The organism is Micavibrio aeruginosavorus EPB, from assembly GCF_000348745.1.
GTDB classification, from domain to species: Bacteria; Pseudomonadota; Alphaproteobacteria; order Micavibrionales; family Micavibrionaceae; genus Micavibrio; species Micavibrio aeruginosavorus_A.
In genome coordinates this window covers 796,674-814,559 of the sequence record NC_020812.1, presented here as the reverse complement: position 1 = coordinate 814,559, position 17,886 = coordinate 796,674, and the positions used below count along the sequence as shown (strand labels likewise).

The window sequence follows — 17,886 nt, the reverse complement described above, 5'->3', positions numbered from 1 at the left end:
CAGGCAGGAGTTCGGGATCCATGTTCGGCAAATTCGCCCTCGCGCAGTTCAAAAAAGTCAACGGCAGCATCTCCCCCACGCAACGTGCGGCGCTGGAATCCGGCACGGTTGGATTTGAACAATCCATCTTCGCCGGTCGTCCGGATTGGACCGGGTTGATGAACACGCCCGCCCCGACATTAACAGCCGAAGAACAATCCTTCCTCGATAACGAAACCGAAGAACTCTGCCGCCTGATCGACGACTGGAAAATTCGGGATGAGCTGAAAGATCTCGGCGACGATGTCTGGGATTATTTAAAGAGCAAAAAATTCTTCGGCATGATTATTCCGAAGGAATATGGCGGGCTGGGGTTCTCGGCCTATGCCCACGCCACCATCGTTTCCAAAATCGCATCGCGCAGCGCGACCGTGGCGGCGACCGCGATGGTTCCGAACTCTCTCGGCCCCGGTGAATTGTTGATGCAATACGGGACGAAGGAACAGAAAGATCAATATCTGCCACGTCTGGCCGATGGCCGCGAAGTCCCCTGCTTCGCCCTGACCAGCCCGCAAGCCGGATCCGACGCCACCAATTTGAAGGATGAAGGTGTCGTCTTTAGAGGCCCCGATGAAAAGCTGTATATCCGCCTGAATTGGGAAAAGCGCTATATCACGCTGGCCCCGGTTGCGACGTTGTTCGGTTTGGCCTTCCGCTTGCGTGATCCCGATCATCTGTTGGGGGATCAAGAAGATATCGGCATTACCCTTGCCCTCATCCCCGCTGATGCCAAGGGCCTGACCCGCGGCAACCGCCACCGCCCGATGGGGTCGCCGTTCCAAAACGGCCCGCATTGGGGTGAAGATGTCGTGGTTCCGGTTGAATCCATTATTGGCGGCCCGGAATACGCGGGCAAGGGTTGGAACATGCTGGTTGATTGCCTGTCAATCGGCCGCTCGATCTCTCTGCCCGCATCGGCGGGCGGCATGTCGCGTTTTGCCGCGCGCGCAACGGGCGCATACAGCTTTATACGCCAGCAATTCGGCACCCCGCTGTCCGGGATGGAAGGTGTGCAGGAAGCGTTGGGTCGTATTGGCGGCCTGACCTATATGATCGATGCTGCGCGCACATTGCCGTTGCAGGATCTGGATCTGGCGCATGCCGCCGGAACCCAGGCCCGCCCCGCCGTGGCCTCGGCCATTTTGAAATACCATGCGACCGAAGCTGGTCGTCAAGTGGCGATCGATGCCATGGACATTCACGGCGGCAAGGGCGTGGTCGAGGGGCCGAACAACCCGGTGGGTGGCCTGTACCAAGGTGTGCCCGTTGGCATTACGGTTGAAGGGGCCAACATTATGACCCGGTCCCTGATGATCTTTGGTCAGGGCGCGTTTCTGGCCCACCCCTACACGCTGGACGAAATTCGCGCGGCCCAGAACGATGATGCGAACGCTGCCGGAAAATTGTTGTTCAAACATCTGGGCAATATTTTCAACAATGCCGCACGCTCTCTCTTTATGGGCTTCACGGGCGGGGCATTGTCCCACGCACCGCAATCCGGACCGGATGAGAAGTTCTATCGCCAGATTAACCGACTGGCATCGGCATTTTCCTTCACCGCCAACATCACCATGTTGACGTTACAGGCAGCATTGATGCGCAAGGAACGCACATCCGCTTTGCTGGGTGATGCGCTTAGCAACTTGTATCTGGCCTCGAACGTCCTGCGCCGCTGGACGCTGGAAGGACGCAAGGACAGTGACAAGGCGTTCATGCAATGGGCGGCCGCACATTGCATTCACAAGGCGGAAAACGCTTTGCACGAAGTGATTGAAAACCACCCGAACAAACTGGTTGGCCTGTTGTTGAAACCGATGGTGTTCCCGTTTGGCCGCCTGACCCGCAAACCGGGACATGATCTGGATGCGAAAATTGCCGAAGCCCTGTCCAAGCCCGGCGAAGCGCGCGATAATTTGACGTGGAACACCTATGCTCCGACGACGGGCGGCGATTATATCGCCCGTCTGGAATACACGTTCAAACTGGCGCACCAGGCCCACCCGCATGAGGTGACGTTGTTCAAGGCCGCGAAGAAAGGCATCGTGTCCCAGACCGAAGATTACGCCAAGATGGTGGATGAAGGTCTGGAAAAAGGTGTGATTGACGCCAGCACCGCTGCCCTGCTCCGCCGGATGAAGGACGCACGCGATGATATCGTTCAGGTCGATTATTTTGACAAAACCCTGACCGGGCCAGCCATGCACCGTGTGAAATCACCGGACATTCGCAACGGGTAAGCCGCACATGAAACGCAAGACCGCAGTGATGGCCGTTATCCCGACATTGGTCGCGATGGCGTGGTTCGTGGTTGGTATTGTCAACACGGCCATCGATCCGCCACACACCGCGAACCAACGGCTTATGCGCGGGGATATTCACATCAGCGAGCCTGCCATTCAACATATCCTGTATGGTGATCATTACGGTGGCGGGCACCTATACGGCGCGAACGTTCCATGCAAATCCGAATTTCCATCCGACTGGTCCGCCGATGATGTGATCAACACCGTTCGCACCATGACCGCCAATGACAACCAAAACTGGCGCAAGGAGGATAACGGCTACCATGTCGGGGAAAACACCGTCCGCGGGGTGAAGGTCCGGGTCGTTCTGGACCGTGACGGGGATGATGTCATCACCGCCTACCCCCTGAACACCCGCAGAAACCCGTGCCCGCGCCGGTCCGCCAACGATAACACCCCGTAATAAAGGCCGGAAAACAGCGTTTTTCGCTTGATCCGGGCCATTCTTTGGCTAGACTGCCGCGTTCCATAACAGTTTGAGAGATTAAAATCATGACCGCCATCGTCATCAGCGGAACCGGATTGTTCACCCCGCCCCAGACCATCAGCAATGATGAACTGGTCACCGCCTTCAACGCATGGGTTGATTTGTTCAACGCCGAACATGCCGCCGAAATCGAAGCCGGAACAATTCCAGCCGCGCAATATTCCAGCACGGAATTTATTGTGAAGGCATCGGGCATTCAAACCCGCCACGTGATGGACAAGGCCGGCATTCTGGATCCGAAGCGCATGACGCCGAATATTCCGGAACGCCCGAACGATCAAATTTCCGTTCTGGCCGAAATGGCCGTGACCGCCGCACGCGAAGCCTTGAAACGCGCGGGCCGTGAACCGCAGGATGTGGACGCCGTTCTGGTTGCCTGTTCCAACATGCAACGCCCGTACCCCGCCATGGCGATTGAGGTGCAGGACGCATTGGGCATTGATGGGTTCGGGTTTGACATGAACGTCGCCTGTTCTTCCGCCACGTTTGGCATTCAGGCCGCGGCCGATATGATCCGCGCCGGGAACGCCCGCGCCATTCTGGTGGTGAACCCGGAAATCTGTTCCGGCCATTTGAACTTCTGCGATCGCGACAGCCATTTCATCTTTGGCGATGTCGCCACCGCGACATTGCTGGAACGTAAAGACGCCGCGGACAGCCCGCACGCGTTCGAAATCGTCGGCACGCGCCTGCGCACAAAATTTTCTAACAACATCCGCAACAATTTCGGCTTCCTGAACCGCGCCGCACCGGACGGGATTGGAGCCAAGGATAAATTGTTCGTGCAGGAAGGCCGCAAGGTTTTCAAAGAAGTGATCCCGATGGTGTCCGACATGATTTTGGACCACATGCAGGAACACCAGATCCGGGCCGACGACCTGAAACGCCTGTGGCTGCATCAGGCGAATTTGCACATGAACGAATTGATTGGCAAAAAAGTGTTGGGCCGCGACCCGAACCCGGGCGAAGCGCCGGTTATTCTGGATGAATACGCCAACACCAGTTCCGCCGGATCGGTGATTGCGTTCCACAAACACCACGCGGATATGAAATCAGGTGATCAAGGTATCCTCTGCTCCTTCGGGGCGGGATATTCGATGGGGTCTGTAATCCTGCGCAAAGTCTGAGCATAAAAAAACCCGGCGATCACGCCGGGTTTTTTGTTTAGCCTTCGCTCTTATCCGTGCTGCAGGCGCCGCCCTTGGCACAGCAATGTTTTTCGACCATGCGCGTCAACGGGCAATTTCCGGTCAGTCCGCCATAAACCATGCCCCCCGCCAGCAAGAGGCTGAGCCACCCGAGCGGAGCCCACACAAACATCGACAGAATAAAAATCAGCAAAAACAAACTGCCCGTCACCACCATCATTTTACGGTGCAACGGCAGATTGGCGCAGAACCCCATCGGGCAATTGGCCCCTTTTTGATTATCGTCCATGTTTATCCCCTTGGTTGTGGATGATTGAAAATTAAAACCCATGGGGATTCTACAGCATTCCAAATAAAAACAAAGCCTTGGCCATTAAATTTACAGAATACACCATGGTGCTATTGTTGCCACAGGCCAGACCCATGGTACAATCGAATGCAGGAGCCCAAAGCGGAATGAACAGCCACACGAAGACCACAGCAAAAACCAAAACCGCCCGCATGGCCAGCATGGGTGCGGCGTTAATGGTGTTGGGTGGCGGACACGTTGGCCCCGCCCCATCCGCCCACGCGGCCACGGGCGTGTTGCAAGCCCAGGCCGTCATTATGCCCAGCACACTGGCCCTAACATCACCGCAGAATTTAAACTTTGGTGCGTTCGCCGTATCCGGCGGCGCGGGCAGCGTTACGATCAACACGGCAGGCACCGGAACGTATACCGGCGTGACTCAGGTCGCCACACCTGCACCGTCCGAAGCAAATATCCGCATTTTCGGCGATGTTGGGTCCAGCGTTGTCATTTCCGTGACCGACCCGACCGTTACCGTGTACAACGGCGCCAACACGATGCAGGTTGATAATTTCCAAATCAACACCAATGCCGGCGGTGCCATGGAAACCATCAACATGACCAACGCCACGGTTCTGGTCCCCATCGGGGCTACGTTGAATGTGAATGCCGGGCAAGCGGCGGGGTCTTATTCTGGCACGTTTACCGTATCGGTTATCTATCTGTAATGATGGCCCGGCTGCGTTCGCTTCTGTCTTCCAAATACTATCTGGCGTTTGAATTTGCGGCCCTGTTCGGTGGCACACCGCTTCTTATTCTCGCGCTCAAGGATCGGGGGTTGATGCTGACCCTGCTGTGGATCGGCTCCATCCTCACCTATCTTTATGTGCGCGAACATCACGGTATGGATCGCAACGATTCCGGCCTGCGCGCGGGGCTGCGCCCGGTGCTGATGCGCTTCATCCTGTTCGCCCCGATCATCGCGGGGATGACATGGGCATTTATGCCGGATCAATTCCTGTCCATGCCGCTGGAACGCCCATCATTATGGGTGAAGATCATGGTGTTCTACCCCCTGCTCTCCGTCTGGCCGCAGGAAATGATTTACCGCACCTTCCTGTATAACCGCTATGCGCCGTTATTTGGACGCGGGCGCGGTTTCATCGCGGCCAGTGCGCTGGCCTTCGGCTTTATGCACGTCCTGTTCCTGAACTGGGTCGCGCTGGCCATGACGGTGATTGGCGGATATTTATTCGCGCGTGATTACGCCAAACACCAATCGCTCTGGCTCGCCTGCATTGAACATGCGTTGTATGGATGTTTGATTTTTACTGTGGGTCTGGGAATTTTCTTCTACAGCGGCGCGGCGTGGGGAACACCATAGGAATTGTTTATATAAACAATGTCCCCATCGCATGTTCCAATGCCGGAACGGGCATTCTCTTTTTCTTCTGCACAGCATGAACAACCGCACGCCCCGCCGCAATATCATCGACCTTAAAAGTGACTGATTTTCTGCTGCTCACCGCGTAGGCATGCAATAAGCTCAGGGCGTTATAGGTTTTCCCCGCATCAATGACACGGCGCGGACCCGACGGATGCGTACAAAAACCAACGCCCAGATCATTCGCCACATCAATCAATTGCGGGCGGATATCGGTGGTTGGCACATCAATGGCACAACAATCCATGTCACGAATATATTGGCGCAAATCCCCCAACGCCGCCTTGTTATACGCCGTGCGCGGGCTGACGTAATACCCCGGCTGGTGAACCTTTTCCGGCGCAAACAATTCCATGGTCAGGATGGTGGGTTGAATATTCGCATACGCATCGCGGATCCGTACATCCACCAATTTCTGGCGATCGGTTGCGCTGTAGTAAATTGAACTTTTCTTTAACCCATAATGGTTGGCGACACTGTCCACGACATTCATCGTTGGCTTCACCACATTCGGGCCCTTTAATTCAATATTGATGAACAGATCATCATCGTCGGCCCGCGTCGCATTCAACCCGGACAGCAAGATCAATGTTTCTTCCAATGTGGGAATATGCTGCCCCATGGGCAATGGAATGCGGCGCACATCGGCACAATCCATTTCGGAAATGATATGGCCGAATGCCATATCCTTATCAATCACAACGGGGATTTGGTCGCGGGTCAGGAACACATCAAATTCCACACCGTCCGCCCCGTTTGCAATCGCTTGGGTAAAGGACAGCAAGGTCTGTTGCGGGGCCTTGCCCTGCGCAAACGGGGTTTCGGTCGTGCGACCATTCCCACGGTGACCAATGATTTTGATCGTCATCCCAAACGCTACCCAGAAACCCCGGAGGGGGCGTTGTTATTATGTTAATTCAAGGTCCGCTTTTTTAGCTGTTTTTGCCCCAAGCTGCAAGATTCTTCTGCTATAACCTGTCAAAAGCTGCTTCAGGGGGGCCATATATGAAGTGTCATTTGCTGGGAACCGGGGGGTCGGTAAATTCGCTAACCCGACATAATACCTCACTTTTTTTGGAAAACGGCCCCGATATGACGCGGGACGGGCTGCTCATCGACTGCAACGGGGTGTGCGTCCAGCGCTTGACCGCCGCCGGGATCGCCTTTGAAGACCTCGGTCATATCTTCCTGACCCATGAACATATCGACCATATCGCCGCCCTGCCCAATTTTATCCATCAAAGCTGGGTGAAGGGGTGCCTGTACCGGGCCGATAACCGCCGCACCCACCCGCTGCATTTCTACGGCAACGCCCCCACGCTGCGCGCTGTACGAGCGTTGTTGGACGCGGTGAACCTGCCCGGCCACCCGCATATGTTCCCGTTTGAATTTCATGAACTGGACGACAATGGCGGCACCCTCACCGCCGGGTCGATCACCCTGACCTATTTTCCGGTCAATCACGGCCCCACCCCATGCTTCGGTCTGACCACCGATGGCCCCAACCGCCGCCTCGTCTTCTCCGCTGACACCGAACCGGTACAGGCGATTTACGACCATCTGCGTGATGGCGACATCCTGATCCACGATTGCAACAAGATCGATGTGGACATCAACCGCGAACATACGACATGGGCGCAGATCGAAGCCTTGTTGCCGTCATGGCCGGATGTGACGGTTTATTTGGTGCATTTGCCGTTGATGGATGGTGAGGCGGAAGTGCACTTCAAACGAGGTATAAGCATGAAGCATAAACAAAAAATCGTTGTTAGTATGGAGGGAATAACGATCCTCTTATAATCACGATGAAATGCACGTCCGTATAAACAACGTCCCTAAAGTTGTTAGATGCATAACTTTCTTCTTATATTCAACCCTTGCCCCAACAGGATTTTTAGACACAAACTCCTGTAACTCTCTATAAAGGGGCAGACCTTCAACAAAAGCATACGCAGAATCATCTGTAATTCGTTGATCTCTTTTAATCTCAAAAACCCCTAATCTGCACAAATTATCTATATACGTTGGCCCCATATCTTTAAAATCGCATCCCGCACTCTCCGCCAACATGGATACATTGGTTGCGACTGTATTAAATCCGCCAGTGCCTTTATACAAATGAATATCCGCAACGGGGATACTTCCAAATACATATCTACTCGCCAAAATTTTGGCTTCATCCGAAGTCATCTCCCTTATGATTTGAACATAAGAAGGATGCACAGATCCTCTGCTCTTTTTATTTGAGGCAGACGCTAACAAAGAGAGATACATCTCCTTAAGCTCAGATTCTTCATGAGAAAAGGCCAACCCTTGCAGAGCCTGAGCCGCGACAGAAGATTTCGGCTCTATAACATCTTCAGGATCAACATTCTTCATCTTCTCTGAAAAATCATATTCAAATCGTTCTGAAAAATAGGCCTTAGCCTTCTCGCAACCAAAGTTAAACGCAGCTATTGGAAGTAAAAAATTATTAATAGCCCTTGTAACTGTTACAGCCGATTTTCCGAGCTGATTTATGGCTTCGGCACCATGCTCACTCTCTTTGCAAAGATCAATTGCGCTAACCAGACCGTCAATACCGTTTTTTATATTGGTCACACCCACGCCCCCACAAATTCCTTCACGCTCATCTCATCCAGCGCTTTTGAATCCTTAAACAACCCAATGATCTTCGCCGCCTGATCCGCGCTGTAATGCGCTTTGATCGCCGCCTCGAACTTCGCTTCCAGCACCGGCATGCCTTCGGCCCGGCGGCGGCGGTGGCCGATGGGGTATTCGATTTCGATTTTGGCGGTGGATGTGCCGTCCTTGAAGAAAATTTGGACCGCGTTGGCGATGCTGCGTTTGTCTGGGTCGTGGTAGTCGATGCTGTAGCGTTTGTCTTCGACCACTTCCATTTTATCGCGCAACATTTGGATGCGGGGGTCGGCGGCGACATCGTCTTCGTAATCTTCGGCGACCAGATTGCCTTTAATCAACGGTACGGCGACCATGTATTGCAGGCAATGGTCGCGGTCCGCCGGGTTGTGCAGCGGGCCGGTTTTGGAAATGATGCGGATGGCGGCTTCGTGCGTTGTTAAAACAATTTTTTCGATCTGATCCAAACGGTCTTTCACTTGGTCGTGCAATTGCACGGCGGCCTCGACCGCGGTTTGGCTGTGGAATTCGGCGGGGAAGGAAATTTTGAACAAAATCTGTTCCATCACATACGACCCATACGGGCGTTGGAATTTGAATTCATTCCCCTTGAACGACACATCATAAAAACCCCATTTCGACGCGGTCAGTACGCCGGGGTAACCAATTTGCCCCTGTTGCACGACAATCATGCCTAGGCGCACGGCGCGGGATGTGGCATCGCCGGCGGCCCAGCTTTTGCGCGGGCCGGCATTGGGCGCGTGGCGATAGGTGCGAAGGGCCTGGCCATCCACCCATGCATGGGACAGCGCATCGACGATCTGGTCATACGACCCGCCCAGCATTTGCGTGGCCACGGCCGTTGATGCGACCTTGACCAACACCACATGGTCCAGCCCGACACGGTTGAAGGAGTTTTCGAGGGCGAGGCAGCCCTGAATCTCATGCGCCTTGATCATCGCGGTCAAAACATCGCGCATCGTCATATTCGGCATATATTGCGCAACCGATAAAATGGCACCAAGGTTATCGGATGGGTGCCCCCATTCCGCCGCCAGCCATGTATCGTTAAAATCCAGCCAGCGCACCATGCACCCGATATCAAACGCGGCCTTCACCGGGTCCAACGCATGATCCGTGCCCGGCACGCGCACGGCGTTGGGCACAACCGTCCCCGGCACAATTGGTCCCAGCATTTTGGTACAGGCTGGGAATTTCAACGCCAGGATGCCACACGCCAACGTATCCATCAGGCAATAACGCGCGGTTTGATACGCCTCATCACTGTTTACCTGATACCCCGTCACATAATCGGCGATATCGGTCAGGACGGTATCCGGTGCGGGGCGGTTGTTCAAATCGACGTTGGCGGACATTGTGGTTACTCCCTCTAGGTTTTTTTATTGAATATTGAACAGCTGATGGAACCCATCAGACAGGAATTGGATCGACATGGCGGCCAGCAAAATGCCCATGACGCGGGTGACGATGCCATAGCCCGTGGGGCCAAACATGCGCCCCAAAAACCCGGCGAAGAACAAACAAGCCAGCGCAATCAGCATCACGTACGCCGTCGCCGTCATCACCGTGGCGTAATCGATCATGTTTTTGGACGATGTCGCAAACATGACGATGGCGGTGATACAGCCCGGCCCCGACAGAAGCGGAATGGCCAGCGGGAAGACAGCGATATCACTGCGGTCTTTATAAGCGGATTTTTCGGAGTTCAATTGATCGGGGTCGTGGAACCCCATAATCATGCGGAACGCCGTGACGAACAGTAAAATGCCCCCCGCCACCCGGAACGCGGGCAGTGAAATGGACATGTGCCGCAATAACGGTTCGCCCACAACACTGAATGTGGCCAGGATAATGGCCGCAATCACCACCGCCTTCACCGCGATCCGTTTCTGCATCGCCTTGTCCAGCTTGTTCGTCAGAGCGGCAAACACCGCCGCCGTGCCGAATGGATCGACCACAACGAACATACTGACAAAGGCCGAGAGGAACAGATCGGGTGACATGCAAAACCTATGACAAAATTTCGAATTGAACCATTTTATCGTCACCCGGGAAGGCCGCAAGGCCTATCCAATCGTTTCAGCGCAATGCGCACCATTTTATTAACAGGTGCCTTCACGGCACAAATCCCGGATAAACGCTGACGCATTTTCCGGGATGACGGGTTTACTTTTAAACACAAAACACCACCGTCACCCCGGAAAATCCGAAAGGATTTGTCCGGGGTTTTGGCCGTGCTATTTACAAATTTCGGAATAGAGATCATTCCATTCTGGATTACGCTCTTCGACCAACCGATCTTTCCATTCGCGTCGCCATCGCTTAATTCGCTTTTCGCGGATCTCCGCCTGCTCGAACGTGTCATGGATTTCGTAATACACAAGACGCTTGATGCTATAGGATTTTGTATGCCCTTCGGCAACGCCTTCCTTATGCTCCCATATCCGCTTGGGTAAATCGGATGTCAGACCGGTATAAAGAAAACCGTCCTTTTTACTTGCCAAAATGTAGACGTAGAATATCTTCATCAATTTCACGGCAATAATCCCGGATAAACGCTAACGCGTTTTCCGGGATGACGGCTGCTTGGTTTTAACGCTGATTTACTGGCACGAATGTCCGCGTCGTCGGACCGGTATAATCGGCGGATGGGCGGATCAATTTATTGTTGGCGCGTTGTTCCATGATATGCGCAGCCCAACCGGACACGCGGGACATCACGAAAATCGGCGTGAACATCGGGGTGGGCACACCCATGAAGTGATAGGACGACGCCGAATAGAAATCGAGGTTCGGGAACAGGTGTTTTTCATCCCACATCAATTTTTCGATGGCTTCGGATACGGGGTACAAAACCGTATTGCCCGCATCATCGGCCAGTTTCTTCGCCCATGATTTAATCACGACGTTGCGCGGGTCGGCCTCGGTATACACACGGTGGCCAAAGCCCATAATCAGGTCCTTGTTCGCCATCATTTGTTTGACACCGGCCACCGCCGCATCGGGACTATCGAATTTTTCGATCAATTCCATGGCCGCTTCGTTCGCGCCGCCATGCAATGGGCCGCGCAAGGCCCCAATGGCCCCGGTCACCGCCGAATACAGATCCGACTTGGTCGATGTGATGATGCGCGCGGTAAAGGTGGACGCATTAAATTCATGTTCTGCATACAGGATCAGCGACACATTCATCGCCTTGTGATGCAGGGCGGATGGCGCGCGACCATGCAGCAGCATCAGGAAATGGTCGGCAATCCCCTCGCCCGCGCTGTTGCAATCAATGCGCTTGCCATTCTGGGCAAAGTGCCACCAGTAACACAGCACCGCCGGATAAATACCCAGCAAACGGTCGGTGACATGGTATTGGTCGCGGGTTGCGTCCTCAATCTCGATATTGCCGAGGAAGGAGGTCGCCGTGCGCATCACATCCATCGGGTGCGCGGTGGCCGGGATACGCTCCAACACCTCTTTCAACGATTGCGGAATGTCGCGGAACGATCTCAAACGCGCCTTGTAATCCGCTAATTGTTTTGCGTTCGGCAATTCACCGTACACCAGAAGGTACGCGACCTCTTCAAACTCCGCATGTTCGGCCAATTCGTAAATGGAATAGCCACGATATTCGAGCGTGTGCGCCCCACCGGCGGCGGAAATTTTGGTTTCACCGGCCACAACACCGGCCAGGCCGCCTGTCTTTTTCGGGGCGGGTTTTACGGCTGCGTTTGTCATCTTTTTATCCTCACTGTTAGCATCCCGATTCTGTAGCAGGTGCGCGGGCGAAAGTCTTTGTTCAGCGCACAAAAACCCAAGGTTTTTCAACGGGTTTTAAAAGGCTTGCACAATGAATTTATGTCAACTATTGTCCGATTAAACCGAACAGTGTAGGAACCCGTTATCATGAAAAATAAAGCCGCTCTTCTGGGCTTGTCGCTGATCTTTTCCGGCTGCGCCGCTATTGCACCCGCGCCACAACAAATCGAAACGGCCCCCACCCCGCCGCAGGCCCACACATTCAACACCGACGGACTGGCGCTTGGGACATTATCCATCAACCCGACCACCGGTATTGTGGAATATGCCGTTCCATCCGAAATGGAAAATGGCCCGGCAACCGTTGTCGTTTATCCCTGCACAGCATACACAACAATCCGTATGACGAATGCCATTACGCGGTGGTTGGAACAACCGTTCGACGCCACACCGGAAAACCTGAAACTTCTGAAACAGGCAGAGGATTATCTGGACGTTTTCACAAAAACAAACGCCGCATGCAACGGGTCACCCCAACCCGCACCATATGAAACACGGCAGGCAATCCATGAAGCCCTGAACGATGCACGCATGGCCTTGAATGTTGCCAAAATCCGCGTGAAGGCCCAGCAGGTCGGCGCGCCCCACCCGTGAAACAGAAAACCCCGGACAAACCGGGGTTTTTCTTTATTTTATTTCAGCCGCACATTCGGGAACGGCTTCGTCACTGCCATACACCACACGGGCATATTCGAACAAAATACCCGTATAAACAATGTCGCCTTCGTGCGTTTCAAAAACCTTTTGGAAATCGCACCCTAATTTTTCACACTGGTTTTCGGCCATTGCCGCATCAATCTGCACTTTCCGGTCGGCATCATACGCCTCTTCCCCGGCAAAATGGGCGCATGCATTCATGCGATTGAGCAAGGCTTGAATATCCGCCGGGCATTCATCCAGCGCGTATTGCGTTTTGAACGGGAACGGATCCCCGGTCATACAGGTTGCGGCCTGGGCCATCCCTGAAAAACCGACACTTAACAAAAACGCGAGAACAATATGTTTCATTTATTTCTTCCCGAACAGCGCATCCAACTTTTCTTCATACGCATAATAATCAAGAGTTTTGTACAATTCTTCGCGCGTTTGCATGGATGGAACGGCGTCTTTCTGCGTTCCGTCCTTGCGAATGGTGGCATAGACCATTTCCGCCGCACGAGACATGGCGCGGAAGGCGCTTAAGGGGTATAGCGTCATATCCACACCCGCATCGGCCATTTGCGCAGTGGTGTAATAATCCGTTTTGCCAAATTCGGTCAGGTTGGCCAGCACCGGAACCTTCACCGCATCTTTGATTTTCTTGTAATGCGACAAATCGGTCATGGCCTCGGCGAAAATCATATCGGCCCCGCATTCAACGTAATGAACGCAGCGTTCAATAACACCGTCCAGCCCCTCACCCGCCAGCGCATCGGTCCGCGCCATGATCAGCAGGTCAGACCGCGCATCCACCGCGGCCTTCACCCGGTCACCCATTTCAAATTTATCGACCAGTTCCTTGCCCGGACGGTGGCCACAGCGTTTTTGCGCGACCTGATCCTCGATATGTACACAGGCGACACCGGCGCGTTCAAATTCGCGCGCGGTGCGGGCAATGTTAAATGCCCCGCCCCATCCGGTATCAATATCCACCAACAACGGCAGATCGACGCGGCCCGTAATGCGCCGCGCATCCTCCACCACATCATTCAATGTTGTCACCGCCAGATCCGGCAAACCAAACGACGCATTCGCCACCCCGGCACCGGAGAGATAGATCGCCTTAAACCCCGCGTCCCGCGCCAACAAAGCGGAATAGGCATTGATGGCCCCCACGATCTGCAACGGTTTTTCGGCGGCAATGGCGGATTTAAAGGCTTGGGACGGGGTCATGGCAATACTCCTACACATACGGCTAATTCATTGAAAGAATAGGCGTTTCAAAGGTAAACACCAGCCCAAAATGCCCCCGGGCCGCACTTTTTGACAGATTATGAAAGGAGGCCTATTCTCCGCCAAATTATTAAAAATGGGACGGTTTACCATGACAAACAAAACACCCAAACTCCCCTGGTATTTGCGCAGCAACAAAGCCCTCGGCTTGGCCCTGGTTTTTGGTGCGGCGGTTGCCGCCTATAACGGCGCAATGATCAGTGATCGGAATGCAACCCACAGCGCATTGAAATCCATGTCCCCGGAACAGGCGCACACCACATACAAGAACCTGTGCGTTCGCCGTAATGCATTTAATGTTGTTTGGGAACGGGCCTATACAATAGAAGCCGGCGACCAAGACCAGATCGTACGCTTCGACGTGCCAGTTCAACCGCATTCCACTCCGGTTAAAAATTGCGCCGAACACGAACACGCGCGGGCCGTAAAAAATGCGGCAACAGCCTTGAGCATCAACAAATCCATGGTTTTGTTCGGCGGCATGGTTGGCCTGTACGCCTTTGGCGGGATGGTCTGGCGTTCCCGCCGTTTGAATGCGCCCAAGCCTTAATTTTTTAAAAAGGAATTTTAAATGCCGAACGATTTAAACAAACCCGGCCGCTGTATCATGGGTGTATTGAGTGTGAGCTTTCTGATCGCAAGCGCAACAACACCAATTTCCGTTAAAATGAGCACAGAAGCCCTGGAAAAAAAGAAAAACCTGTCTGATGAAGCGATCCAGACCCATTACGCCGATCTGTGCCTTCAACGCGAAGCCAGAAAGGCGTTTGAAACATCCGTAAAAACGATTACGGCCAACGGACCACACACGATTACAATTACCGCGGACCCCAATTCAAAATCGGTACAATCATGCCCCCAAAAAACGCATGAGGCCATCATTGCGGTCGCAAAATCCGCCAACCATTTTAATATTTTTGCCGGAATCGCATGCCTAACTTTTGGCGTAATGGCTGGCTATCTGGCACTCGGCGGCGGCAAAAAGAAAGAACCAAAACCATCGTAATTTTTTAATTCAAAAATTCTTTATTCGAAAAAAAGAGAATCAAATGACACATACACCCAACCCCAAAATCAAAATGGCCTTCAATCTGGTTGCGGGCGCACTTATGCTGACAGCCCTTGGTATTGCCGGATCGGGATTTATCAGCGCGCAGAATACGCTTTCAGATGAACATGACCGATTGAAAGCCATGACGCAGGACGACATTCGGGCGCACTACCAAAAACGTTGTGTTTCGCGCGAAACCGAACGGCAATTGGAATGGTATTACAGTGACAAAGAAACCGTAGAAGCTCCCGTGAAAATCTGGGTTGATCCGCAAGATCCGTTATTGGCCAAATGTGCCCAGGATACATGGGAAAGACAAAAAGCCGGACACGGCACGGTCTTGGCTGTGACTCGCATCTGTGGATTGCTAGGGCTTTTCGCCGCTCTGGCCGGCGCCGGTGCCTTAGTGCACACAAGCTATAAGAAAAAACGCGAAGCGGTCCGCAACGACATGAACGGCCCGCAGTAAAAAGACAGGCCATAAAACAAAAAACCCGGCCACTGTGCCGGGTTTTTTCTTATTTTATTTCGCCGCCAATCGCGACGCGCCATCCAACCGGATCACCGATCCGTTCAGGTACGCATTATCCACGATATGCAACGCCAGTTTCGCAAATTCATCCGGTTTCGCCATGCGGGATGGGAATGGGATGTTGGCGGCGATGGAATCCTGTAATTCCTGTGAAATCGTGCCGATCATCGGGGTTTGCACCGCGCCCGGTGCAATCGCCATCACCCGCACGCCCAGTTTACCCAGATCCCGCGCGGCGGGCAGTGTCATGCCGACAATACCGCCCTTGGACGCGCTGTAGGCCACTTGGCCCATCTGCCCCTCAAAGGCGGCGATGGATGCGGCATTGATAATCACGCCGCGTTCGCCGTCATCATTCACCGGATCCAGCCCCGTCATCACCCCGGCGACCAGACGCATAGTGTTATAGGTCCCGACCAGATTGACGTTAATGACCTTCATAAAATGATCCAGATCGGCCGGGCCATCCCGCCCGACGATCCGTTTCCCCAGCAAGATGCCCGCGCAATTGATGAGAACGCGGGGGGATCCGGATTCTTCAATCGCGGCCTTCACGCTGTTTTCATTGGTCACATCGCATTGCACGGCCACGCCGCCAATCTCTTTCGCCACGGCTTCGGCGGCGGGCAGGTTCATATCCCACAACACCACGTTGGCCCCGGCCCGTGCAAAAGACCGGGCGGTTTCCGCGCCCATACCCGACCCACCGCCGGTGATAATGACCGTTTGGTTTTGAATATCCATTATGCGTTCTCCTTCGCGATCTCGCGGGCGATGACCATGCGTTGAATATCGCTGGTGCCTTCGTAAATGGTTGTCACGCGCACATCGCGGTAAATCCGTTCCAACGGGAAATCGGCCAGATAGCCATAACCGCCGTGGATCTGGATTGCGTCATGTACAACCCTCTCCGCCATTTCGGATGCGAATAATTTCGCCATGCAGGCTTCGCGGGTGCAGGCGATACCTGCATCCTTCATTCGGGCGGCATTGTGAATCATCAATCGCGCGGCCTCGATCTGGGTTGCCATGTCGGCCAGCTTGAACGCAACCGCCTGATGATCCATCAACGCGCGACCGAAACTGTGCCGGTCCTTCGCGTAAGACAACGCCGCATCATACGCCGCCCGCGCCATGCCAACGGATTGCGATGCTATGCCCAAGCGCCCCCCTTCCAGATTGGCGAGCGCAATGGCGTACCCCTGCCCTTCCGCGCCCAAACGATTGGCGGCGGAGATGCGCATATCATCGAAATTCAGCGCACAGGTGTCGGATGCGTGCTGGCCCATTTTTTCTTCGACACGCGTCACATTATAACCCGGTGTATCGGTGGGAACGATAAAGGCAGACATGCCCTTTTTCCCGGCATCGGGGTCAGTAACGGCAAAGACAATAATGACATCGCCATTCTTGCCCGATGTAATGAATTGCTTGGACCCGTTGATGACGTAATCATCGCCATCACGGTACGCCCGCGTTTTCATGGCCGATGCATCCGACCCTGCACCGGGTTCGGTCAAGGCAAAGCCACCGATCCATTGCCCGGATGCCAACGGTTTTAAAAACCGTTCCTTCTGTTCATCATTGCCGTATTTCAGGATACAGGTGGACGATGGCGACGAATGCACCGATAGAATAGTGGACAACGCCCCATCCGCGGCGGCGATTTCCTCAATCGCCAAACAGAAATTCAGAACCCCGGCATCCGCCCCACCCCATTCATCGGGGATCAGCATTCCCAACAGGCCCAGTTCGGCCATGGATTCAATTTGTTCACGTGGAAACATGGCGAACTGGTCACGCATGCGCGCACCCGGGGCAATTTTGTCCCGGGCCAGGTCCCGCACCATATCACGGATAGATTTTTGCTCTTCGGTCAACATGGGCGCAATCGTACAGGCTGTCCGCCCGGTACGAAAGCGTCATCCCATGCTGTCATGCAAAAAATTGTGGTTATTCTTTTCAGGCATGCGGACGGCGAATAAGCCCGAAAACAGCCGAAAGGACAAACAGCACGACAAAGAGAAGAAAGAGGATTTTCGCAAATCCAACCGACACGGTTGCAACACCACTAAATCCAAAGAAGCCCGCAATCAGTGCCAGAATCAGAAAAAGGACAGCATATTGAAGCATGGAGAACCTCCCTTGCTTGTTCAAGTGTCCATAGTAAGGGTAAGGCGAATGAACGCC

At 53.9% G+C, this 17,886-nt stretch carries 22 protein-coding genes; 10 read left to right on the top strand and 12 right to left on the bottom strand.

Annotation, left to right across the window (positions count from 1 at the left end):
- Nucleotides 1-20 precede the first annotated feature (20 nt).
- The 3 genes from A11S_RS03785 (at nucleotide 21) to A11S_RS03775 (ending at nucleotide 3,956) form a co-directional block, all read left to right on the top strand.
- Nucleotides 21-2,276 (top strand): acyl-CoA dehydrogenase, encoded by a 2,256-nt coding sequence (locus A11S_RS03785; RefSeq protein WP_015467170.1) that lies wholly within the window; start codon nucleotides 21-23, stop codon nucleotides 2,274-2,276.
- Between the two features lie 7 nt (nucleotides 2,277-2,283).
- Entirely contained in the window at nucleotides 2,284-2,745 is a 462-nt protein-coding gene (locus tag A11S_RS03780) for an EndoU domain-containing protein (protein ID WP_015467169.1), read from the top strand.
- Between the two features lie 89 nt (nucleotides 2,746-2,834).
- Nucleotides 2,835-3,956 carry a beta-ketoacyl-ACP synthase III gene (locus A11S_RS03775; protein ID WP_015467168.1) on the top strand — a complete coding sequence of 374 codons (1,122 nt, stop codon included), beginning with the start codon at nucleotides 2,835-2,837 and terminating at the stop codon, nucleotides 3,954-3,956.
- A 37-nt stretch (nucleotides 3,957-3,993) separates the two neighbouring features.
- Here the strand turns inward: A11S_RS03775 and A11S_RS03770 are convergent, their stop codons facing one another.
- The gene (locus tag A11S_RS03770; RefSeq protein ID WP_015467167.1) at nucleotides 3,994-4,266 is read right to left on the bottom strand and encodes a YgaP family membrane protein; all 273 of its coding nucleotides are present in this window, start codon (nucleotides 4,264-4,266) and stop codon (nucleotides 3,994-3,996) included.
- 167 nt (nucleotides 4,267-4,433) lie between these two features.
- On the opposite strand from A11S_RS03770, the gene A11S_RS03765 reads away from it, so the two are divergent.
- Nucleotides 4,434-4,994: a DUF4402 domain-containing protein gene (locus A11S_RS03765; protein WP_015467166.1), complete on the top strand. Its 561-nt coding sequence runs from the start codon at nucleotides 4,434-4,436 to the stop codon at nucleotides 4,992-4,994.
- Entirely contained in the window at nucleotides 4,994-5,650 is a 657-nt protein-coding gene (locus A11S_RS03760) for a CPBP family intramembrane glutamic endopeptidase (RefSeq protein WP_015467165.1), read from the top strand. The genes A11S_RS03765 and A11S_RS03760 overlap by 1 nt, the downstream gene beginning before the upstream one ends.
- A 7-nt stretch (nucleotides 5,651-5,657) precedes the next feature.
- On the opposite strand, the gene A11S_RS03755 is transcribed toward A11S_RS03760, so the two are convergent.
- Nucleotides 5,658-6,578, bottom strand: coding sequence for a glycerophosphodiester phosphodiesterase (locus A11S_RS03755; RefSeq protein ID WP_015467164.1), 921 nt, complete (start codon nucleotides 6,576-6,578; stop codon nucleotides 5,658-5,660).
- A gap of 224 nt (nucleotides 6,579-6,802) precedes the next feature.
- On the opposite strand from A11S_RS03755, the gene A11S_RS03750 reads away from it, so the two are divergent.
- Nucleotides 6,803-7,510 (top strand): MBL fold metallo-hydrolase, encoded by a 708-nt coding sequence (locus tag A11S_RS03750; RefSeq protein ID WP_015467163.1) that lies wholly within the window; start codon nucleotides 6,803-6,805, stop codon nucleotides 7,508-7,510.
- Here A11S_RS03750 and A11S_RS03745 read toward each other — a convergent pair whose 3' ends face one another.
- From A11S_RS03745 to prpC, 5 genes are all read right to left on the bottom strand, one after another.
- Complete coding sequence (locus tag A11S_RS03745; protein WP_148285094.1) at nucleotides 7,511-8,311, bottom strand: DUF4393 domain-containing protein; 801 nt, start codon at nucleotides 8,309-8,311, stop codon at nucleotides 7,511-7,513.
- Nucleotides 8,308-9,726, bottom strand: a complete 1,419-nt coding sequence (locus A11S_RS03740; RefSeq protein ID WP_015467161.1) for a bifunctional 2-methylcitrate dehydratase/aconitate hydratase — start codon at nucleotides 9,724-9,726, stop codon at nucleotides 8,308-8,310. The genes A11S_RS03745 and A11S_RS03740 overlap by 4 nt, the downstream gene beginning before the upstream one ends.
- Nucleotides 9,727-9,750: 24 nt before the next feature.
- On the bottom strand, nucleotides 9,751-10,374 hold the full coding sequence (locus A11S_RS03735; RefSeq protein ID WP_015467160.1) for a MarC family protein: 624 nt from the start codon (nucleotides 10,372-10,374) through the stop codon (nucleotides 9,751-9,753).
- 234 nt (nucleotides 10,375-10,608) lie between these two features.
- Nucleotides 10,609-10,899 carry a GIY-YIG nuclease family protein gene (locus A11S_RS03730; protein WP_041802920.1) on the bottom strand — a complete coding sequence of 97 codons (291 nt, stop codon included), beginning with the start codon at nucleotides 10,897-10,899 and terminating at the stop codon, nucleotides 10,609-10,611.
- Nucleotides 10,900-10,963: 64 nt separating this feature from the next.
- A complete protein-coding gene (gene prpC, locus A11S_RS03725; RefSeq protein WP_015467158.1) occupies nucleotides 10,964-12,100 on the bottom strand; it encodes a bifunctional 2-methylcitrate synthase/citrate synthase in 1,137 nt (378 codons plus the stop codon).
- A 168-nt stretch (nucleotides 12,101-12,268) separates the two neighbouring features.
- On the opposite strand from prpC, the gene A11S_RS03720 reads away from it, so the two are divergent.
- Nucleotides 12,269-12,775 (top strand): hypothetical protein, encoded by a 507-nt coding sequence (locus A11S_RS03720; RefSeq protein WP_015467157.1) that lies wholly within the window; start codon nucleotides 12,269-12,271, stop codon nucleotides 12,773-12,775.
- 33 nt (nucleotides 12,776-12,808) lie between these two features.
- Here the strand turns inward: A11S_RS03720 and A11S_RS03715 are convergent, their stop codons facing one another.
- Together A11S_RS03715 and prpB are read right to left on the bottom strand one after the other, a co-directional pair.
- The gene (locus A11S_RS03715; protein ID WP_041802411.1) at nucleotides 12,809-13,189 is read right to left on the bottom strand and encodes a hypothetical protein; all 381 of its coding nucleotides are present in this window, start codon (nucleotides 13,187-13,189) and stop codon (nucleotides 12,809-12,811) included.
- Nucleotides 13,190-14,053 (bottom strand): methylisocitrate lyase, encoded by an 864-nt coding sequence (gene prpB / locus A11S_RS03710; RefSeq protein WP_015467155.1) that lies wholly within the window; start codon nucleotides 14,051-14,053, stop codon nucleotides 13,190-13,192.
- Nucleotides 14,054-14,204: 151 nt separating this feature from the next.
- Here prpB and A11S_RS03705 point away from each other — a divergent pair, with 151 nt between their 5' ends.
- The 3 genes from A11S_RS03705 to A11S_RS03695 all read left to right on the top strand — a co-directional run bounded on the left by A11S_RS03705 (nucleotide 14,205) and on the right by A11S_RS03695 (nucleotide 15,633).
- Complete coding sequence (locus A11S_RS03705; protein WP_015467154.1) at nucleotides 14,205-14,663, top strand: hypothetical protein; 459 nt, start codon at nucleotides 14,205-14,207, stop codon at nucleotides 14,661-14,663.
- Between the two features lie 117 nt (nucleotides 14,664-14,780).
- Nucleotides 14,781-15,119 carry a hypothetical protein gene (locus A11S_RS03700; RefSeq protein ID WP_235068150.1) on the top strand — a complete coding sequence of 113 codons (339 nt, stop codon included), beginning with the start codon at nucleotides 14,781-14,783 and terminating at the stop codon, nucleotides 15,117-15,119.
- Nucleotides 15,120-15,162: 43 nt separating this feature from the next.
- Entirely contained in the window at nucleotides 15,163-15,633 is a 471-nt protein-coding gene (locus A11S_RS03695) for a hypothetical protein (RefSeq protein WP_015467152.1), read from the top strand.
- Between the two features lie 54 nt (nucleotides 15,634-15,687).
- Here A11S_RS03695 and A11S_RS03690 read toward each other — a convergent pair whose 3' ends face one another.
- The 3 genes from A11S_RS03690 to A11S_RS11770 form a co-directional block, all read right to left on the bottom strand.
- The gene (locus tag A11S_RS03690) at nucleotides 15,688-16,440 is read right to left on the bottom strand and encodes an SDR family NAD(P)-dependent oxidoreductase (protein ID WP_015467151.1); all 753 of its coding nucleotides are present in this window, start codon (nucleotides 16,438-16,440) and stop codon (nucleotides 15,688-15,690) included.
- Entirely contained in the window at nucleotides 16,440-17,579 is a 1,140-nt protein-coding gene (locus A11S_RS03685) for an acyl-CoA dehydrogenase family protein (RefSeq protein ID WP_015467150.1), read from the bottom strand. The genes A11S_RS03690 and A11S_RS03685 overlap by 1 nt, the downstream gene beginning before the upstream one ends.
- 79 nt (nucleotides 17,580-17,658) lie before the next feature.
- Nucleotides 17,659-17,829 (bottom strand): DUF1328 domain-containing protein, encoded by a 171-nt coding sequence (locus A11S_RS11770; protein ID WP_041802409.1) that lies wholly within the window; start codon nucleotides 17,827-17,829, stop codon nucleotides 17,659-17,661.
- Between the last annotated feature and the right edge of the window lie 57 nt (nucleotides 17,830-17,886).